The 21,213-nt window shown below is 34.8% G+C and carries 20 protein-coding genes and 1 pseudogene; 3 read left to right on the plus strand and 18 right to left on the minus strand.

What is annotated here, in order from left to right:
* Positions 1–50: 50 nt before the first annotated feature.
* Positions 51–899 (plus strand): DUF3231 family protein, encoded by an 849-nt coding sequence (locus AC6HVZ_RS18180; RefSeq protein ID WP_497559547.1) that lies wholly within the window; start codon positions 51–53, stop codon positions 897–899.
* A 204-nt stretch (positions 900–1,103) separates the two neighbouring features.
* On the opposite strand, the gene AC6HVZ_RS18185 is transcribed toward AC6HVZ_RS18180, so the two are convergent.
* From AC6HVZ_RS18185 to AC6HVZ_RS18245, 13 genes are all read right to left on the minus strand, one after another.
* Positions 1,104–2,081, minus strand: coding sequence for a hypothetical protein (locus AC6HVZ_RS18185; protein ID WP_497559548.1), 978 nt, complete (start codon positions 2,079–2,081; stop codon positions 1,104–1,106).
* Between the two features lie 41 nt (positions 2,082–2,122).
* The gene (locus AC6HVZ_RS18190) at positions 2,123–4,165 is read right to left on the minus strand and encodes a DEAD/DEAH box helicase (protein WP_497559549.1); all 2,043 of its coding nucleotides are present in this window, start codon (positions 4,163–4,165) and stop codon (positions 2,123–2,125) included.
* A gap of 154 nt (positions 4,166–4,319) precedes the next feature.
* Positions 4,320–6,017, minus strand: a complete 1,698-nt coding sequence (locus tag AC6HVZ_RS18195) for a hypothetical protein (protein ID WP_497559550.1) — start codon at positions 6,015–6,017, stop codon at positions 4,320–4,322.
* Between the two features lie 201 nt (positions 6,018–6,218).
* Entirely contained in the window at positions 6,219–6,656 is a 438-nt protein-coding gene (locus AC6HVZ_RS18200) for a hypothetical protein (protein WP_497559551.1), read from the minus strand.
* A gap of 566 nt (positions 6,657–7,222) precedes the next feature.
* A complete protein-coding gene (locus AC6HVZ_RS18205) occupies positions 7,223–7,552 on the minus strand; it encodes a hypothetical protein (RefSeq protein ID WP_497559552.1) in 330 nt (109 codons plus the stop codon).
* 512 nt (positions 7,553–8,064) lie between these two features.
* Positions 8,065–8,373, minus strand: a complete 309-nt coding sequence (locus AC6HVZ_RS18210) for a hypothetical protein (RefSeq protein ID WP_497559553.1) — start codon at positions 8,371–8,373, stop codon at positions 8,065–8,067.
* A 120-nt stretch (positions 8,374–8,493) separates the two neighbouring features.
* Complete coding sequence (locus AC6HVZ_RS18215) at positions 8,494–9,105, minus strand: Rpn family recombination-promoting nuclease/putative transposase (protein ID WP_497559554.1); 612 nt, start codon at positions 9,103–9,105, stop codon at positions 8,494–8,496.
* Between the two features lie 167 nt (positions 9,106–9,272).
* Positions 9,273–9,434 (minus strand): hypothetical protein, encoded by a 162-nt coding sequence (locus AC6HVZ_RS18220; RefSeq protein WP_497559555.1) that lies wholly within the window; start codon positions 9,432–9,434, stop codon positions 9,273–9,275.
* A 44-nt stretch (positions 9,435–9,478) separates the two neighbouring features.
* The gene (locus AC6HVZ_RS18225; RefSeq protein ID WP_497559556.1) at positions 9,479–9,643 is read right to left on the minus strand and encodes a hypothetical protein; all 165 of its coding nucleotides are present in this window, start codon (positions 9,641–9,643) and stop codon (positions 9,479–9,481) included.
* Positions 9,644–9,692: 49 nt separating this feature from the next.
* Complete coding sequence (locus AC6HVZ_RS18230) at positions 9,693–10,085, minus strand: HI0074 family nucleotidyltransferase substrate-binding subunit (protein WP_497559557.1); 393 nt, start codon at positions 10,083–10,085, stop codon at positions 9,693–9,695.
* Positions 10,040–10,384, minus strand: a complete 345-nt coding sequence (gene mntA / locus AC6HVZ_RS18235; protein WP_497559558.1) for a type VII toxin-antitoxin system MntA family adenylyltransferase antitoxin — start codon at positions 10,382–10,384, stop codon at positions 10,040–10,042. Before mntA ends, AC6HVZ_RS18230 begins: the two co-directional genes overlap by 46 nt.
* Positions 10,385–10,635: 251 nt before the next feature.
* Positions 10,636–10,965 carry a helix-turn-helix domain-containing protein gene (locus AC6HVZ_RS18240; RefSeq protein ID WP_497559559.1) on the minus strand — a complete coding sequence of 110 codons (330 nt, stop codon included), beginning with the start codon at positions 10,963–10,965 and terminating at the stop codon, positions 10,636–10,638.
* Positions 10,966–11,727: 762 nt separating this feature from the next.
* Positions 11,728–12,114 (minus strand): hypothetical protein, encoded by a 387-nt coding sequence (locus AC6HVZ_RS18245; RefSeq protein WP_497559560.1) that lies wholly within the window; start codon positions 12,112–12,114, stop codon positions 11,728–11,730.
* Between the two features lie 527 nt (positions 12,115–12,641).
* Here AC6HVZ_RS18245 and AC6HVZ_RS18250 point away from each other — a divergent pair.
* Positions 12,642–13,598, plus strand: a pseudogene (locus tag AC6HVZ_RS18250) (IS110 family RNA-guided transposase); the annotation flags it as partial.
* Positions 13,599–13,830: 232 nt separating this feature from the next.
* Positions 13,831–13,989, plus strand: a complete 159-nt coding sequence (locus tag AC6HVZ_RS18255; RefSeq protein WP_497559561.1) for a hypothetical protein — start codon at positions 13,831–13,833, stop codon at positions 13,987–13,989.
* 1,116 nt (positions 13,990–15,105) lie between these two features.
* On the opposite strand, the gene AC6HVZ_RS18260 is transcribed toward AC6HVZ_RS18255, so the two are convergent.
* The 5 genes from AC6HVZ_RS18260 to AC6HVZ_RS18280 form a co-directional block, all read right to left on the minus strand.
* Positions 15,106–16,119, minus strand: coding sequence for an Rpn family recombination-promoting nuclease/putative transposase (locus AC6HVZ_RS18260; RefSeq protein WP_497559562.1), 1,014 nt, complete (start codon positions 16,117–16,119; stop codon positions 15,106–15,108).
* 601 nt (positions 16,120–16,720) lie between these two features.
* Positions 16,721–18,475 (minus strand): hypothetical protein, encoded by a 1,755-nt coding sequence (locus tag AC6HVZ_RS18265; RefSeq protein ID WP_497559563.1) that lies wholly within the window; start codon positions 18,473–18,475, stop codon positions 16,721–16,723.
* The gene (locus AC6HVZ_RS18270; RefSeq protein WP_497559564.1) at positions 18,468–18,905 is read right to left on the minus strand and encodes a hypothetical protein; all 438 of its coding nucleotides are present in this window, start codon (positions 18,903–18,905) and stop codon (positions 18,468–18,470) included. Before AC6HVZ_RS18270 ends, AC6HVZ_RS18265 begins: the two co-directional genes overlap by 8 nt.
* A gap of 4 nt (positions 18,906–18,909) precedes the next feature.
* Positions 18,910–20,052, minus strand: coding sequence for a hypothetical protein (locus AC6HVZ_RS18275; protein WP_497559565.1), 1,143 nt, complete (start codon positions 20,050–20,052; stop codon positions 18,910–18,912).
* Positions 20,053–20,649: 597 nt separating this feature from the next.
* On the minus strand, positions 20,650–21,138 hold the full coding sequence (locus tag AC6HVZ_RS18280; RefSeq protein ID WP_497559566.1) for a hypothetical protein: 489 nt from the start codon (positions 21,136–21,138) through the stop codon (positions 20,650–20,652).
* Positions 21,139–21,213: the final 75 nt, after the last annotated feature.

The following is a 21,213-nucleotide window of genomic DNA, read 5'->3' on the forward strand; positions in this document are numbered from 1 at the left end:
AAAATTAATTAAAGCCTTCAAACTGTTGATAATAAAGGAATTGGAAATTTATGTCACCAAACTTGGGTTCTATTTTCGAAAGTGAAAACTATGCCATTCCAACTGGATTTACTGAAAAAGATGTTAATATGAATGCCCCATGGCTGTTTACGGATAGTTTTTGTTTAACCTATGTAAATCATATGGCAAGGGTGGGAATGCTAGGATATAGTGGGTTTATAGCTATCAGTTACCGGGAAGATATATGTAATTACTTTTCTAAAGGGTTAAACGAAGTCAATCATCTTTATAATCAGTCACTTAAAGTTGCCCTATCTAAAGGAATAAATGCAAGGCATCCATATATTGAAGTGCCTAAAGAAACAGATTATGTGGATAGTAAAAAATATTTAAGCGGTCTCAACCCATTTAATGCTAAGCGACCATTAAATGCGATTGAAATCTCTCACTTATATTTAAATATATTGACAAATGCAATAGGGATAAAATTATGCCTTGCCTTTGCCCAAACTTCTCCCACCAAAGAAATACAGGATTTTATGCTTCGAGGAAAAGAAGTCTCGGAGAAACAAACTAAAATTTTCGTGGATATCTTATTAAAAGATAACATTGAAGCCCCACATGTACCTGATGTAGCTGTAAGCAACTCGACAACGCAAGTATTTTCGGATAAAATGATGATGTTTCATATGTCCTTGTTGATGTCTGCAGGGATTGGGAACTATGCTACTGCTGCTGCTGCCAGTCAACGAAGTGATTTAATGCTCAATTATGAACGCCTATCCCTTGAGGTTTCCAGGTTATCCAAAAGTGGGGCTGATATAATGATTAAATATAATTGGTTAGAACAACCACCAGGTACAAAAAATCGAGAAAAATTAGCTAGAAATAAAGAATAACAGAACTAACACACTGCATTACATCCTAAGTGAATAGCTTGGGATTTTTTTGCTTCAATCATGAAGCCATTGAAGGGAAACATCGTCATTCTAGTTGATCTTAAACCCATTGAATTCGTCAAAAGATGACTCAGGGAGCTCCAGCCGTTCTCAAAGTCTTCCTTTACAATCAGGATTCATAATTTTTCTAGCTTATCGGGTGCACTAAACAGTTGCTGCCGTCTTCTCAACTGTTCCCACCTCAAACTGTTTCGTAACCAAATTATAATAAAGAGTTTGTTGCTTGCGTTCAGAACGGTTCGTAATCTCAATCCCATATTCAAGCATTGGCACGAAATACGTGATGCCGTGATCAAGATAAATCTCTACATAACCGTGGTACTTTTTCTGAATTTCTTCTACTTGTTTATGCATTTCTAGCTTAATCGTCCCTGATCTTGCCGCAATTTCCTGTATCTTTTCCTCACTTAGTCCCTTGCGCTCTGCCCTTTTTTCATTTTCCTTCAGCAATTCATTGTAATATGATTCAATCCGGTCAATATCCTTTTGCAGCTGCTGCTCCTCGATCCGTTGCTCCTGCTTTCTTTCTGCATCCGCTTTGGCTTGGGGATAAGCCGTCAGCAATGCCCCTTCCATGTCCAGCTCCTTAGGGATTGGGTAATCATATAAAGGCTCCTGCATATAAATGATGCTGTTTTGCTTCTGTTTCATGGCATCCGCAATTTCACCGGTGATTAAATTGATCCATACCTGCTCGGTTATTTCCTCTTTTTCATCTGAAATCATCGCAATATTAAACTGAAAAACAGCCCAAACACCAGTAATCAGGGTCTCATTGAGAATATTGATTTTGCCGTTTTCTTCCTTTAAAAATTCTCTAATTTTCTTCAGTCGATTTGCCAACGTGCGGCGCTCTACTTCTGCAAACCTTAATGTGCTCACAGCCTGTTGATTGGCAATGGCCAGCACCTGTTCAAAAATATAGCTTCCAAACGTCACAAATTCGGACTGCGGATTTTCCTGAGCTACTTCAAAATCAAATGCAAGTTCGAGCTCTGTTCGATTCTGGAAGTAGCCTTTAAATTCTTCAGGAATCAGTACCTGGCATAAGGCATATTCCACTGGCTCCACAACGCCCCCCAATGCTTCTATTACATTGGTTACAATCTTCTGAAGCTTCACGACTTCACCTTCCTTCATCTCCACAAAATCAGTCACTACGGTCAATCAAACAGCTTGTCATCCAGATCCTTTTGTTTTATGAGTTTTTGTTTATTCTCAAACAGCTTATCTCCAATTTGCTCCAGTTCTTTTTCAACATCCTCTTCGCTGTTAGCCTGGGCCCATGCTTTCATCATTAAATCTGAGAAGTCTTCCTCATTTTCTATATCACCTAAAATAGCATCCACTTCCCCGACAACGAGTTCAAACATATTAATTTTCCGATCCAGTAAATCCAGAATATAATACTCGAGGGTATCATTGGCGACGAGATTATAAACGAATACATCGTTTGTCTGTCCAATACGATGAATCCGTCCAATGCGTTGTTCGATTGCCATTGGATTCCACGGCAGGTCATAGTTGATCATCCCATTACAAAATTGCAGGTTCCGTCCCTCACCGCCAACTTCCGTACTGACAAGCACTTTTGCCTGATCCCTGAAATAGGTAATTTGTTCCTCTTTTTCCTTTCGCCTTAATCCCCCATGGAATTCAGCTACTTGAAAACCTTCTTGCTTTAGAAGATTGCTGAGGAAAGCTTGAGTCGATTTATATTTTGTAAAGATGAGCATCTTGCCATCAAAATCATTCAAAATGGAAATCAACCTGTCCACTTTCGGATTATACTTTGCCTCTGTTTCGGCATCTGCAATCACCTGAGCTCTTTCAGAAAATCGCTTTAAAGCCCTTTGATCAAACTCCGATAACTTATCACCCGCAGCAATTCTGTTCAGCGTCTGTAGCATGGAGGTAAACGTGCTCCCCATCTGTTCTTGCAGATTTTTCAGCTGAAACCGGGTGATGGAAGGCGTATCCTCCCTGTATTTATTTCGTATAAACGTACTGATATCATCGTATAGCTGCTTTGCTTCATCAGATAAATCAACCGTGATGGTATATGCTTTTCTTTTGGTAAATTGGACATCAACATTACTTCGTTTATTGCGGATCATGACTTCTGAGATGAGACTTTTTAACCTGTCCACATTTTTTACCTCAATACCATCCTTGCTTTCAATATAGTTTTTTTTGAAATGTCGGTATGTTTTCAGCTGCCCAGGTTTTAATAGCGTAATAAGGTTATAAAGTTCCTCCAAGTGGTTTTGCACGGGTGTTGCGGTTAACAGGAAAATATACTTTTTATTAATGCCATTCACAAATTTCCAGGCTTGTGTGTTCCGATTTCTGAGATGGTGGGCCTCATCGACAATCACCAAATCATAATGCTCGTTGAATATATTTTCCCGGTGCTGCTTTCGTTTAGCCAGAGAAATGGATGCGATGACTTTATTATTCGATTGCCATGCGTCATTTCCCATTTTCCTAAACTTCGGATCATCTGCTTTAATAAAATCCTGGTTAAATTTCCGCTTCATTTCATCTTCCCATTGCTGCACAAGTGAAGGGGGGGTAAGAATAAGCACCTTTTTTACAAGACCGCGCATAATATATTCAAGCATTGCTGTTCCCGCTTCTATCGTTTTTCCAAGCCCTACCTCATCACATAGCAGTGCTCTTCCTTTAAATCGGTTGATTACAGCATTTACTGTCTTGACCTGATAGTCGAAGGTTTCTGCTTCACGGACATAAGGAATGCTGATTAGCTGATCATCATTCGCATCCACCCGGAATTCCTGCGCCATCTGGTAAAGCTGGAACCATGTTTCTGCCCCCTGATTAAAGCCTTTCATACCGTTCATGACGGTCTCTAGCCTGTCATCCTTGCCGATTTTTTCTTCTCTTATCTCCTGGTACTCCGGGTCTCTCGGAGAAGACACCTTAATGTCGCCATCTTTTGTCCGGCCGATTAATAAATAGGCTGCATTATATGGAGCGAAAAATCCTTTGATACCTCGTCCATTTAACGTACGATCATCCCAATTTACTTTAAACTTCCGAGAAACACCCCGGTCATTGGTCATCTGAAAGCTTTCTGTGACATCTGTTTCTACATCTTGAAAAAATTGTGCAAGTGCCTCATCCATTTCCATACTGTTGAGATCCAACAGTTCCGTGTCTACTTTAAATAGGCTAAGGTTCATCCTAACTACCTCCACTGTGAGACGTAACAAATTTATATCTATTTTATCATAATTAAGGAATGAGCAGTAGTTGCTTTTTGAATGGAGAAAGTTGGTAATAAGGTAGACCACTCAAAAATTTCAATTAGACAAAAATTCAGAAGTGGCAGGCACCTTAAACCAAACCAGCTGCCTTTAATGCATGAGTCACTTCTCTTTTGAAAGCGACATGCCTTGAATATTTATTTCGATACTTCTCGACAAATCCTAGACCAATACCACCACTATTTCCCCTATTCTTCAGCGTCCCGGCCATGACCACCAATAATCGGGCTGCTTTAGAATAACTGCTCCGATATTGGTTGCTGACAATGGCATCAACCTTTTTCCCTATTTCGTCCATGCACCAAGTCAGATAAAATTGCTCCTGTTCTTCAGTTAAATGAATGGATTTTTTTACGACATCTATAATTTCCCAATACTTAGATAACATATTGGTATCCCTGTAAAAACGTGAAGTTATTGTGTCTTTCCATTCCTCATGAAGGACAGTGGAATGCTTCCCATCCTTTGATAATAAAATCATCAAAAATGATATCAAAATTGATTTAGCATTTTCATTAGAGCTCCAGCCAATGGCGTCCTCACCTTCACAAATTTCATATAACTCATCATACTTACCACCTATAATTAATGCGTGATATAACACCTCATCAGAAACATGAGAAATTCCTCGTTCGATTCTATTAAAACCGTTTTCTGGTTCTGTCTGTTCTTTCTCCCTTAATTCTATAATCCTCTTTTCCGCTTCATTCCGTATCTCTTCAAAACAGTCACACGCTATTGCAGTTGTATATAATTCTATCAGATTCCCAAGTGATGGTTTGGAATAAAAGCATTCTTTGTCTCCGTACAATTTCAGTTTCTGATCATGATGTTTCTCACCCATCTTTGATAAGCATTCAGCCACTTCAGCCCTTGCAGTATAATCTTTTGGAATATTGGTCAGTCCCTCTTTTGCTGCCTCAATAATCAAATCTCCAGCACGATCCTCCATTTCCAAAGCCTTAATCCAATCCAGATATGCTTTCGGATAAATTTCTGCATTTTTTCTGGCAAATTCTGAAATACCTGCTTTACCACCTTTTAAAAAAACTGCTTCTCTCAGTAATTCGCTGGAATATATATGGTCTTGTGTTTTTAAAAAATCAATCCAATCTTCAAGAAATATATCAAAATCTTGCAAAGGTGCATCCAAGGAATCCAATATGTCACGTAATTTTATATGTGAAGTGGATGTATAATATCTTAATTCGTTTATTGCCTCATCTAATAAATCTACTCGTTCATCGGGAGAAGCATTCATGTAAATAGATCTGATGTAAAGGGCAACATGTTCATCTGTATCCACTCCGAGCATATTGGTAGGATCTGGGTCACCGGGAAAATGTCCGGGTTCTTCTCCCCATTCCAGCGTTTCGAAAAGTTTTCTATATACTTTTTCAGCTGTGAGGGTATTCCCATCCATTAAAATATCTCTTGCTTCCAGAAAAAAATCATCCATTTCCTCAGCCCAGCTTTCATCACCCCAGTCTCTTTCATCATGAATCTCACTGTCCCAGCCGTATCCATCAACATAATCTCCATCTTGCACCCTTTTTGAAAATGCATCAATCTCATTGATAAGTGTGTCTTTATCATAACCTGAATGATCTGCTTCGTTTTGTGGGGTCAATTTGCTTAAAAACGCTGCTCTTGTTGAAGGCTGCTCATCGCTTGCCCAACTCAGGATCAGGTTTCGCAAATCTTCCTCAGACAAATCATTTAACCGTGTTTTTACTTTTTCAATAAATTCATTATAACTGAGTACCATTTCCTTCTCTCCCCTCATTTTGCATTAATATTTTGGCGAAATAAAAAGAGGAGATTCAAGTTGAAGAACACAAACTGCCTTTATTCATCACAATCTCTCCTAAAAAAGCTTTATCCAAATAAGTCGACCATCATCCATAATCTCTACCGCCTTAGCTTCTGTGCATTTCTAATCATATTTATTCTTTCTTCATGGGACTTTTCAAGCGATTTTATTGTTTTTTTCCACTATAAACGGAGCATCCTTTGCTAAGGCTGGAACCTTTTCAGTTAAATATCCATACAGCGCTTCTTTTTCTCTTTCAAAAGGTATTACAGGCGCCAATGGAATTGTTAGGGGTTCTTTGCTTTCAACTAACTCTTCGGGTGTAATAAATGCAAAATTGATAAAGTTATACATCGCTCTATTCCTATCATCATCATTATGTTCATAAACACCTTCAGAATCAAGAACAATTCGATCAAATTGTGTCAATATTAGCTTGTATGGCTTCCTGTCTTTTGTTTCATAATACAACATAATTTTCAATATTTCTTGTTCCGCAAGTTCTTTTATTGCTTTGAATTTCCAATTTTTTGGATTAGGTACTTTATAAACTTTAGTCTCTTTAGATATATATAGCCATCTTACCCCACTCACTTAATTCAGCTCCTTAAATTTCAGCCACCCATAATACTGTCAACATTCGTGTTTGAATCTCATGTTTTATCCCATTTTCGTAAAAATTAGTCCACTCGTTAGTTAGCTTCATTTTCAGCCTCTCTCTGTATATACAATCATAGGTAGACTTTCCAAAATACTCAGTATTGAGAAAATCATAATCAAACATCCAATCAACTCTTTTGGCAATATTTCCCTGATATACCTATCCACCTTTAAAGCGGGACTGTGTAGTATCTCCTGACGCTGTATGACCCTATAATCACCCTGATTACACTAGATTTTAAAGTAGGAATTATTTTCAACATTTACTTTTAACAGTGCCTAATATAAATAAAAGAGAAAGGTTTGGGATTATACCCTTAGTTTTTTCTGCATTTGGTAAAAGAAAATCAGCATTTTAAATAGGGTGAAAGGATGGGTTTTGTCGATAAGGTAATAGATTTCCAGTAGTATTTCTAAGTTAGTAGGTGTTTTTTTGGTAGGGAAAAAATATACATAAGATTGGCTAGAAATGGAAGGTAAATTATTATGTACATATGGCATTAGCCAAAAAATACTCTCACACTTCCTTCTTTATTTGCTGTTGCTAAACAGTTTAGCAAAAAAGCTGATATTTGTTTTTTATCCCAAGTTAAGAAGTCACTTTCTGATAAGGAATCATCATTATCATATAATTGTTTATAGTCATCCAATACCTTTTCCATTTGTTGTATTGAGAAAGTAGCACTGTCGCCTGAACCACTTACTCCTACATAGAAATCATCTGCATCAAGTAAACTGTACAGTGTGATAGCATTATAATTCCCCATGCTAAAACGTGCATAAGCAATTTCATCTCTTGCGTTATTGTATCCTGTAATATCGTGACCCATTATTAATCCTCCTTCAAATTTAAATTTGTTGCCTAGAAATGATATACAGAGTCTTGTATTAATGATAATAAATAATTTACATAGTTATCACTCCTTTCAGGATGGTTTCTTATTAAACATTTTTTGACGAAACAGTATGATAGGAAAAAGGTGAAAAGGTAGGCTAACTCGAATTTCAATTAAGAAGTTATTCAAAAACCGGGGCATCATGCAATAGTTGTTTTTGTTTTTCAGGGATTTCAAGTTTAAGAGGTTTTAAAAATGTGAGTATGAACTAGAGGCTATATGAGATGTCTATATATAATTCCAAGATTTACCAAACTTGTCAATAGTCAATTTTTGTCCTCATATTTATGATTTAAATACGAATGTAAACACGCTACTAAAAAAACTACTTGACCCAGAGCTAAACATGAACCGATTGAAGATTCCAAGAAAATAAAAACACCTATGAATCAATATTGATTGCATAAGTGTTTTTTAGGTAGTTAACTGTGGCTTGATAAACTTCATTATTGAATGTACTTCCGAGCCTCCTCTATTTCTTGAAACCTAAAACTATTCACTAATAAAAGTTTCAAAGTAGCAGTATCTGTTTTTAAAATGCCGTCTTTCATATCTTGCGGTACTTTGCCAAACTTTTCAGTCAGAAGTTGAATCGCAGTTTCGGATAAAGCAGCCACTCCGCCTTTTTCTAAACCCTTTTCCATACCTTTTTCCATACCTTTTTCCATACCTTTTTTCATGCCTTTTTCTACGCCCTCTTCCATCCACATTTCTGCCATTGTCATGGTCATTTCGCTCCCTTCAGGATAATTCATTTCAATTTGGGTAATCATTTGTTTAACATTGCGTTTAGTTAAAGAGTTTCCGGCACTTAAAACGTAACGAATGATTGTTTCTAAATATTCTGTCCCTGTTTTCCTGTTTTCTAATTCATTCTAATATTGAATCGAACGAAGTATAGATTCTTGTAGTTTATCTCCGTCTTTCGTGAAAACATCGCGTAGAAGCGTCAATAATATTCGTGTTTGTGCTTTGCCTTTAATGTCTTCATCAGTATAACTAGATACATCATAAAGTATGTGGTCAAAATTTGGCACGTAGATTTTCAAGTTTTCAGAAAGTTCTTCGTATCCGAGTAGCATATCTCCCAAACTGGAGACTTTCTGCAAGTTGGATGCACCGTGATATATAACAAGAGGAATAATAATTGGTAACGCCTTTACATGCTCTTTGTTCAATTTCGCTTCCCATATTTCAACCATATACTTCAGAAGCTGCAATGCTTGATTTTTATCAGGATAGCTTTTATGTTCAAACAGAAAATAGAAATAGCTTTCTTTATCTAAGATATCTACTCGAAATAACAAATCAGAGAAACTTTCTTCGAGGTCTGGGCTGATAAAACTGTCCTTTTCCGGTTTCAAGGTGTCTAAGTTAACAACTTGCATAACCGATTCCGGTAAATAATTCGCCAGAAAATCCTTTGCCGTCTCCACATTCCCCATCGTTTCTTTAAAAAATTTGTCGTGTGGGTTTTGAATCTTCACGTACAGAAACCTCCCTTTCACCAAACGTTCAATTTCTAATCATTACTTCCTATTATACAGTCCAATCTTATACATTGCTAACTCAAGGAAAACAGAAACAGAGTAAGCAGGATTTTAGGTCGCCCTTTACATTACATTAGGCGACGACGACTTCTTCAGGAGGTATCCTATGCTTCATCTGGATAATAATAATCTTTTCGTAAACAAACCTCTCGATGTGTAAGTTTCTCCCCCTTAAATCGCAGCCATATTTCATCACCCGCCATGACACCATGCGTTTTTCGTACAATCCCCCAACGATTATATGCTGATAAGCCAAGGGCAGCCAATAACTCGCTTGCATTTTCACGTGTTGGTGGAAACGTACGCCATTTTAACCACTTCTCGATTCATCTAAGGAGATAAACCCTTCCATTTCCGGTGAGAACTGCCTGTTAAATCCCGTGATAAAATTTTTCACATAAGGGAGTGGACTATTTCCAGGCTTCAAATCAACACTTGCTATCACATCATCAAAGAACATCACATCAAACTTCATATAGTCAATCACCCGACTTCACCTCTGCGGAAAAATTATCGATTTTGATTCATATTTTATTTTTCAAGCGATTCATCCATTTACGTAAAAGTTCATAATACTGAGGTAGGTTTGCAAAAATTTCTAAAGCTAATTCTTCATTATACGTATGGACGGTCAAATTGCGATGGTCTACCATGTTTAAGCCGAGGATAGTTTCTTCCTCGGAGAATAAGCCAACTTCATGGGACGACCGAATTACTCCTTTCGGGGAGCCAACATCAATACCTTCAACATCATAGAGAAATTGTTTAGCAGCTTTCCAGCAGGATTCAAAGCTATATTCAAATCTTTGGATTGCAGCATCTCTTTCAATTGCTGAAGGCTCTGTGATTCCTACTAATTCATGAAAAGTCACTAATGCTCTGTCTGAGCTCTTAAGTCGTTCGTACAATCTCTCCATACGATCCCCTCCTTATCCACTTTTTCCACTAATTCTGAGTTTGCTTTTGATAGATCTACTAAATCAACCTTATATGGTAGTGTGGATTCTTCAATTCGTTCACGTAGCTCTACCCACTTTTCCATTGGAATTTTTTTTTGGGGCTGTAGTGCAATATCAATATCTGAGGTTCTTTTTTCTTCATTACGAGCCCACGAACCAAAAAGATAAATACTTACTGGGAGATTTTTTAATGTATCAAGCACTATTTCCCTAAGCTGAAATAAAATCTGATCCCTTTTTGAAATATCAGGCTTCATAATCATACCCCTCGCTTGAATTTTATTCATTATACATGCGTGTTACATCTGATAAAATATATGAAAAAAATCTTTTTTCTACCATAATTCCCGAATAGAGTTACTTGAAGCCAAGAATTGAACAGTTCTGTTAATGACCAAACTTTTCCTCTAACACTGCATAGTTACGATAGTTGTTTTTATCCAATCCAGTTTTTCTGGTAGTGATTAAAAAAAGCACACCACAATAATGAGGTGTTTTAATCATGATTTTATTTAGATGTTGCAGCGAGTTCATTATTGGACTTCAATTGAATCATGGCTTCTGCAACATCTTTAACACTCAAATTTAAAGCGCAGAAAATTTTATCATACGATTTCGTTGAAAGATTACCAAATCCGTCCTCTGCACGGGAAATTGTTTTTAAGCCCGCGTTTGCTTTTTTGGCAAGTTCTTGTTGCGAATAACCACACTCCATGCGACGTAAAAAAATAATTTTTGCATAAACAGGAGATAAACCTTCCAGGGATTCTTTTAGATCAGGATGGTCTTCTTTTAACAAAGAAGTGATTATATTCGAAAGATCTTTGGTTTTTTTCATTATTCCTCAACTCCTTCTACATAGTGTTCAGGATTTTTCTGCACCTTTCTATACATCTGAAACGTTAGATCCCTCAATAGATCAGTTTCATCAACTTCCGGAATGCGCATTTTCACGAAAACATAATAGGATTGTCCTTTGTGTTCAAAAGGGAAGAACAAAAAGCGCAGGATTGTTCATTTCCATTCATGCATAACGCAGCTCGTAAAACGGAATGACTCTTAGTGGTTTTACTAAATGGTAAGACTTGGTTCTTTGCTCTCCGTTAAAAGTGATTTATTTTTAGATCGTGGATTAATGCGTGTTTCTAATGGCTGTACACTTAATAAATTAAATGCACTGTTAAGAAATATTAAAGTAATTTCGCATCAGAGGATTCCTTTGATTCCTCGTATAACCGATTCAGTTACATCCCAACAACCTCCTCCCCATTTTCATTATAAGATTATGTACTTTAATATTCATTGTATATCTATTTTATCATATAAGACATGGATTTTTTAATAATACATGTCTTATATGACTTGTATCTTCCCTCTTTATTAAATTTATAACACTGCGCTACAATATTAGAAAGTGGGAAACAGGCTCCAAGAGTTCCAAATACTTATCAAAATCGAAAATTATATTTTAATAGGGAGTTAATTTAGAATTGTATAGAGTAACTTTTTTGAGAAGTGGTCTTTTACTTTTTTCTACACTGAGGAACGCTAATTTGTAGTAACAAAAACCGAAGAAGTCAGTAAATAACCATGGAAAACCTTAGCCAAAAAACACACTTACACTCTCTTCTTTTTCTGCCGTCTCTAAACAGTTTACTAGAAAATCCATAATCTGTTTTTGATCCCAAGTTTGAAATTCATTTTTTGACAGGGTGAAATCATCATTACTGCATATTTGATTGAAAGCATCTAAAGCTTGTTCAATTTGTTGTTTTGAAAAAGTGCTACTATCTCCTGATCCACTAACTCCCGCATAGAATTCATCTGCATCTAGTAAACTGTACAGTAATGTAGCATTATAATTCCCCATGCTAAAACGTGCATAAGCAATTGCTTCTCCAGCTTTATTGTGTCCTAAAATATCATGACCCATTATTAGTTCAACTCCTTTATCAAATTTAATCTTTAAACCTGAAACAATGGCCAAATAAAGTTCTTAAATAAATTGGTTTATCACTCCTTTCAAGTTGATTTACCGGAAAAATTTTTAATAAAAAAAGATAAAAAGGGATCTTAAGAGGGTCAAAACAAAAGATTATTTACGAAGTCGTTTAAAATTAGAAACATCATACATTTGCAGTTTTATTTTTTAGGGATTTCGGATATGTTGGATTATGTTAGAAAACTTGCCATTCGTTAAAGGATTCTTTAAAAGCGCTTTTTGCTTTCTTAGAAACCTTATACTTTGGAGTTCATGCCTTATTTCAATGAAAAATACCATTCGTCTGCGATGTAAATATTCCGAAGTATTGCTTATGTAGTAAGAAATATAAATGTACTTTCTTTCCTGCTAAAATGGTAAGTGAGAAGAAATCTGAGGTTGTTTAATAAATATCATAATCTATTAAACTTGTCAACCAATAATAAATTTTAAGTTTTCTTATCGTCGTGGCAACAGTTGGTACTACGAACCAATCGGGGGTTACCGAGTACTAAACCAATCAATTTTCGACTTTTACAGAAGGTTTAGTTCAACTTCGAGATTGGTTAAAATCTCAATCTTGCGTCCATGTCTGTATGGAATCAACGGGTAAATACTGGCACCCTGTGTTTAACATTTTGGAAAACGATTGTGAAATTGTTGTCGCTAATCCGAAATACGTTAAGGGTATCCGTGGTAAGAAATCCGATATAAAAGATTCAGTTTGGCTTTGTGATTTGCACAAACACGGTTTGGTTCCTGGAAGCTTTATACCGCCTTTAGAAATTCGTCAAATTCGTGATTTGATGCGGTATAGATTGAAGCTCATTAACTTCAACTCTAGTGAAAAAAATCGTGTTCAGAACTCGCTTACCGTTTCCAACATCATGATTCCCAGTGTGGTTTCAGATACGTTTAGCGTAAGCTCCATGAAAATAATCCAACATATTCTGGATAACCCAGACAATACAGATTTCGATATTGTTTCCATGTTACATGGAAGTATGGAGCACAAGGCTGAGACCATCGAGAAATCTATTCAAGGAAACCTGACAAAGCCACAGTCCGATAAAATACGTGTGTCTCTAGATCATATGAAAAGTATTAAAAAGCACATCAAAGCTATTGAATCTACTATTTTAGAATTGGCTGAGCCTTACTTACCACAGATCGAAATACTTTTATCCTTGCCAGGAATTAAAAATAAATTTACCGCAATTGCTATTCTTGGTGAAATTGGTATAGATATGTCTGTATTTCTTTCCCAGAAACATATTTGTTCTATGGCAGGACTCACACCGCAAAACAACGAGAGTGCTGGAAAGAAAAAATCGGTTCGTATTTCAAGAGCTGGTGTTTATATCAAGCCTTTATTGGTTCAATGCGCAAATGCTGCCATCCAAAGTAAGGATTGTACCTACTTCCAAATTCGCTATAACCAAAGAACAAAGGCGCAGGGCGCCCGTTTAGCGACGTACGGACTGGACTAAGCCGCAGGAGATAAAGGAAACACGGCGACCGGAGGAAGCCGATGTTGACTTATCGTACGGAGGTGAAGGAAGTCTGCTATGGCTTTAGCGCTGGAGCCGGACGTGGCTGATTCGGTTGTTTTGTTATCCACAGCCCACAAATTTTATAATTTCCTAGACGATTAAAAAGCGACGTGGTCACAAAAAAGCGATTATTGCGATAGCCCATAAACTACTTATTTGTATTTACAATATGATTGATAAGAACGAGCCATTTAATGAAGAACTATACAAAATCGATACCAAGCCAAAACCAAAAAACACTTACGCACCACAGATTACTGAGGATATGGCTATTCGATACTTGGAAACTTTAGGCTATCAGATACCCGATAAACGTGTGAAAGGTTAACCTATTATTTTAATGAATATTACCAATACTCAGCCTTTTATGTAGGCTTATTTTGCTATGCACTTTTTTAATTATGATGTGTTTTTACGTTCTTTCAAACTATCTATCACCCTATTTGAGAAAGAGAGCCAACGATTTAATGCACTTAAATGGGATATTGCTTTCTGATAAATACCTGGACGTATAAGATGTGTGAAAAATAACTGGAGGAAATTCTATTTATAGTATATCATCATTTTTTAAAAGAACAAGAGTTCCGTTCTTGAGATCGTTAATCTAGGAGATTTTTATGTATTGTTAAGGGGAAAAATTGCTGTCCACCAGTTTTTCAGCTCAATTGCCTTTTTTCATTTCTTCTTCCGACAGGCCAGTTATAAATGCTAATCTAAGAAGGTACAAAAGTGTGGTATATCACGGTTATGCTGAATACTTGAAATCAGTGGGGGTTTCCCTTCCTCCCTCCCCCACTGAATGTTAGTACCTCATGGTATGACCTAAAGGCCCTTGAACAGAATCAGGAAATTTACGGGCTTTTTATACCTCATGGTATGACACAAGGCCCTCCCCCACCTTCACGTTTGGGATTTTTCACGCTTGGAGGTGGGGGTATTACAGCCCGTTAATGCGTGATAAAAGAGATACAAGAACTACCAAGACATTCAGATATAAATACAACTATGGATATATACCCACATGACAAAGAACTAAATCCAGAATGTCCTCAGATTTATCAAAGAACTCAGATAAGTACAAGGGATTCCAGACTCTGTTACATCTATCGTCAAAATAAGTCCTTCAATACTGTTTGATTAATGGACGAATGTAAACACGCTACTAATAAAACTACTTGACCGTGAGCAAAAACATTACCAGATTGAAGGTTTTTAGAAAACTTGGCATTCGTTAAAGGGATTTTTTGAAAGCATTGTTTGTTTTTTTAGAAACCTTTATATTTTGAAGTGCAAGCCTCCTAAGTGAATGAATGCTCATAGCTTGCACTTATGCAGTAAGAAAGTAGTTATGCTTTCTTAACTTCAAAGAAAATAAAAACACCTATGGAATATTGATTGCATAAGTGTTTTTAAGCGATTAGCAGCTGGTTCGTCAACTTCACTATTAAATATATCTTCGTACATCCTCTACACTTTCGTATCTAAAAATATTATACAATACAAGTTTCAAAGTAGTCGTGTCGGAATTCATGATGTCGTCTTTCATGTCTTGAGGGATTTTCCCGAACTTTTCAATCAACAGTTGAATCGCAGTTTCAGATAAAGCCGCTGCGCCACCTTCTTCTCTGCCTTTTTCTCTGCCTTCTTCTCTGCCTTCTTCTCTGCCTTCCTCCATCCACATTTCAGCTAATGTCATGGTCACTTCGCTCCCTTCAGGATAAGTTGTTTCAATTTGATGAATCATTTTATTGACGTTGCGCTTCGTTAAGGATTTACCGGTGCTAAATATATAGCGCATAATCGTTTCCAAATATTCGGTCCCCGTTTGCCTGTCTTCTAATTCGTTCAAATAATGAATTGAGCGAAGAATTGACTCCTCTAATTTATCTCCATCTTTCATGAATATATCACGGAGCAGCGTCAATAGAATCTTTGTCTTTGCTTTTCCTTTGATTTCTTCGTCGGTAAAAACAGATACGTTGTAAAGCAAGTAATCAAAGTCAGGCACGTAAACTTTTAGGTTTTCGGAAAGTTGGTCATAACCGAGCAATAATTCGCCTAAATTTGAAGGAGTGTTCCATTTATCTACACCATGGTAGATAGTAAGCGGAATGATAATTGGAAGCGGCTTTTTCCGCTCATTGTTCATTTTCGCTTCCCATATCTCCACCATATATTTTAGTAGCTGAAAAGCGATGCCTTTGTCTGTGTAACTTTTATGTTCAAATAAAAAATAGAGATAGCCTTCCTTTCCGGAAACATCTACTTGAAACAATAAATCAGAGAAGTTTTCTTCGAGTTCTGGGCTGATAAAACTATCTTTTTGTGGCTCCAAGGTGTCTAAGTTAACAACTTGCATAACCGATTCCGGCAAATAATTTGCGAGGAAATCTTTTGCCGTCTCCACATTTCCCATCGTTTCTTTAAAAAATTTATCGTGCGGGTTTTGAATCTTCACTTACAGAAACCTCCCTTTCACCAAACGTTCAATCTACAGTCCTTATGTTATATTATACATTCTAATCCTGTTCTTTGCCAATACATACGAAACAGTTGTTGTAATTTTCACATCTAAACCACTCGTTAGACGCAATCCTAAATTCACTCAATCAGCTGATGGAATCAAGGCTACTGAAAATTAATCAGATTCACTAATCAAAACCTGAACTCACTTAGAAAACAGCCTAACTACTTACAAGAATAGCTAGACCAACTAGATAAGCTTTCAACCAAAAACAAAAAGGCCTCTCACCAATTCAGCGAATTGATGAGAGACCTTCATATTTAGAGTGATTTACTGGTGACTATGACCAATGAAATGACCAAGGTAGGATGATAAACGCTATAACCCATGATAATAATAGGGTTAAGAGTTTTTATTACATCATGCCGCCCGTAAGTTGAGAGTGTGTAATATCGTTAACGAGAGGTGAAAAAAGTGCGGTAAATCAACGTTTTGGATATTTTTGACTGTAACATCTTTAACGGGGATTTACCGTTTTTTATGGGATTGCGTTAGCATTTTGTTAACGTAATGCCAATATTAAATACACATTCTTTTATTCTGTTGGAAAATAAAATGGGTTAAAGCCGGTTTTAGTTTCCGAAACTAGATTCTCAAAATGATCGGGTACTAAATCTAATTTCCCATATTCTTCATCATCAAACATAAATAATTGTAGATTCTCTTTTCCAATTGATTCATACGCAGTAGTGATTACTTTACCTATCGCTTTAGAATTACCTTGATCAAAAGGCTTTGAAATATGGTCAATAACTAATATTGGAATAAGAGGATACTTCTCCTCCTTCAATAACATTTTTAAAAAACCAAAGTATCCACATAATTGTATAAGTGTATGCCTCGCCATACTTCCAATATAGTAGTTTACATTTTCGTTAATTACATTTTCATTTTCATTCAGTACTGATTCAGTTATCATCGGTTGTAATATATTACCTTTCTTATAATACTGTATATTAAACCCTTCTTTGTTTGTATCATCTTTAACAACAGACGAAATGTTACTAGCCGACTTGTAAAGTTCTGTAATATAATTAGATAAGTCCTTTATTTTTTTGTGGTCATCTGAGTTCTGTAATATCTTTAATTCCTCACGAATTGCTTTAATCCTTTTCCTTTTCTCTTGCAGTTCTTTTTCACCAGAACTAATGGGTGTAGATAAATACTCCTCTATCACCGTAATTGCTCTTTCCTTTTCTTCCAATGTAAATAACCTAAATCTAGAATCATTTCTTCTGATTTCAGTTTTTATAAGATTTCTCTGTTTCCTTAGTTCATTTATTGTTTTGTCACTTATCGTGTATTTACTAAAGGAAATTGTTGAATCAAGCTCAGATATTAGTTTTTCAAGCGGGGATACTAAATATTCAAATGCATTATTTTCGTCTAATAAGTTGTTTAACTTTTGTAATAGAAGCTTTCTATTCTTATTGTCTTTTTCAAATTGCTTTGAATCAGAAATACTATTTTCATATATCTTTATTTGCTCAGAAATATTATTATACATTACTTCTAAATCAGCAATATTTTTATCACTTTTCTTTCTAACTACTGCCTGCATATCTTTTATATCATTAATCTGTTTTTTTATATCATCTGCATTTTTTCCAGTATACCAAGAATTAGATCCTAGCTTTTGAAGATTATTATTCACTTGATTACAAATAAAATCATACTTTGCAGTATTTGTTTCTAATTCCTTGGCCTTTTCTAATAAAATCTCCAATTCTTTTTTTAGCTCATAAATTCTTTCAAGATTATTGTTAAAAATAAAATTTAAAATAGGCGATAATTTTATTGAATATTCTATATCACTGCTTTTATCTAGAAAGTCATGTATAGCACCTTGCCGTTTCTCACCAAGAAAATTAAACATTGTAAATGTACGATAGGTCAATTGTTCATCAGTAAAATTCCGTAATTCTCTTAAAGATTCAACGTTAATTGCGAATATTGAATTCAGTCTATCTTTGTATTCTCTTAAACTAATATAATCTTCTTCAGTTTCATTAGAGTACTGCAAATAGTTTATATTTGGATCTCTAGTTCTAGCAATCTTATATTCAATGTCGTTATATTGAAAGATCATTGTTGCCCTTTCTAAAGAATCTACATACCAAGGCTTTTTTCTAATGTCCTCCGAAGATCCAAACATGAAGTCGATAAAGTTATAAAATTCTGTTTTCCCAGAGCTATTTTTACCTTTAAAGTAATTAATACCCTGAGAAAATTTATATGTATATTTTTCACCATTAGTACCTATCATCTCTAATGAATCTATCTTAAACATTATGAATTACCTCTTTCATAAATTGCTTATCTGTCATACTTTTACTAGCCTCTATTGCTTTACCAAGAAAGTTACTCTCCTTGTATATGGCTTCTTCAATATTATTTTCTAAGAGACCATAAATCATATTATTTTTAATAATGACCAATTTATTAGTATGAAGAAGGTGAATAGCTTTTAAAATAAACTCTATATTATTACAATACTCTTCATAATCACCTGTAAGTTGCGAAATGCATTTATAAATGATATCTTGTGTATTATTAGCGTTATAAATTGCTTTTGGAAAAAAACGCTCTTTTTTAATTAGATATGCAAAAACAAGTGTCTTATTCACACTTAATTTTTCGTGGGTATATAACATTTGTAAAATAATATCACAATATATACTTACTTGAACTGATTCCGCTTCAAGTTTCAAGTTTTTCATTTTCTTAGTCCTCCCAAGAAATCTGTATATCCTTAATTCCATCCTTTGTTAAATATATTCCAGAGCCAAAACGAATTTGTTCATTGTCAGCATACGAATTACTAAGCCTTTTTGTTTCCTCTAAACGATTAAATGGTATATCTCTTTTATTCTTTTGCAATTGAAACTTTGCACTTTCAAAATTTTCGTATGTAGTTTCTTCAATGTCCTTTATTTTCCCTAACTTATTTGACTCCATATACAAATATCTTAGATTTTCATAGTATGAACAAAATCCTAAGTGTCGCTCTACTAAGAAAGAAGGCATATCGCACGCAAGTAATTGCTTGTATTCTCTAGAATTAGCAACTTTTAAATCATTAAAATCTATCGTGTGGAGCTTTTTAAAATCTGCATAAAGAGGTTTAGTAACTTTCTCTGTAATTCTGGTTGTAATGTCTTCAACTGCCATCATAAAATCATTATATGTTATTATATTAGGTTCTTTATTATTAATGCTTTCCATTACTTGAACAGTGACGTGTTGAAGCAACTCTTTTATTCTATAATAATAAACCACGCTATTGACAGCGCCTCTCCTAAAATGTACTGTGCAACGTTCCGCTATTTTTTGATCTATATCCATTAAAGATACAAATTCATATTTATCTTTAATGGAAAGATATATTTCTTCGAATTCATCAAAGCTATCCTTGAACATATTTTTTACTTTAGTAATAGTAGCTCTAGAATCCTTTAAGGATTCACAAATTATACCATACATTTCCTTTGCGGATTTGTTAAACATCACATCTTTATTCTCATACTCATCATCTGTGAAAAGAACATATCTATTAACCTTATTTTTTGAAGACTCAAGTAGAATCCAATTTAAAAGCACCTTAGTTGCTACTCCTTCGGTAATATTAGTCCTTTTAACTTGAACTGCTGTATTTGAATCTTTACCCAAAATTTTGTTACTAAAATCATCCTGATAATTATCTATTTCATCAGGTTTAATTTCTTTTATATTTACATCATCGATTGTCTCAAATTCTATTTGCATGCCTTCCTGTAGCGTAAGTATATAGTAAACATATACTCTTATTTGATAAGAAAAGCCAGCTAAACTATTAATTCCACTTTTATCCTGTGCAAATATATGCATTAATTACACCCCATAACTTACATAATATGCTTTATAAATTATAAATAATCACTTCTTTACTTATCTATTTTCTTATTACTAATTCTACAATACTTTATGATTTTATCCAATATTCGGTAATTTCGAATGCCAAATAGAAGTATAATGGGATTTGGATATTGGTTTTAGAGAAACACAATGTTTTGACAATACATCAATGTTGTATTGTCAAAACATGGAGGAAAAACATTTTCATTTCGGTAGCATATTCAACTTTCTATCAAATAATCTAAAAACCCCTACTTTATTACTATTCTGATATCATTGGTGAATTATGTCAATTCTATTTAATCATTATTAAAATAATAAAAGGACGGATTTTTATATGGGAAAAATACGTCCTTAAAATTTTGCTTGCCATTTGCATCTATGTGCAGAGTGTATATGACAACATATAGATACTGGGAGGTCACATTACTAATAGAAAATCTAATAGAACCGTAAGTAAAAAATCGACAAATACACCTGATCCTATCAAGAACTTTTTATTTTTTCATACATCTGCATATGTAACTCTTAATGGTATCTACAAAATCCATTTTAGATTCATCTATAAGATTATTTTCTTTGTTCATTAGATAAATAGCTTGGAAGTTTATTTTGAGTGTAATCAATAGTTTTTAAATTGTTTTTATTTAGCATTCTATCTGCTTTTCTCTTATATAATACCTTCCATACCGATCCCATTCTCCCTTTAGATTCTTTTTTTACCCTGTTCCATTCTAGCTTTAAGTAAACTTGCGAGAGTTGTATTAATTGATTATGTAAAAATTCCATTTCTTTTAAAATTTTATATGGAACTTTTGAGAAGTTTTTATTAAATTCTTCAATATTTTTGTTAACCACAGTATATAACTGGTCCTTAACTTTTTGATTATTTTTTAATGTTATTTTTATATCCTCTAGATTATTATCGTTCAGTAAATCCTTAATTTCTCCCAACATTTCATTAAAAATTTCTAATTCATAGTTTTTTAAAATATAGTCTACCTTCTTACTATAATCATCAATTTTTATTAGTTCATTTACTTCATATACAAGTTCCATATTCTTATAATTTAAGTTTCGCACCTTGATAACTTAATAAAAAGAGCCTTCTTAAATAAGATAAAAAGACATAAA

It is taken from the genome of Oceanobacillus sp. NCCP-135, from assembly GCF_059698015.1.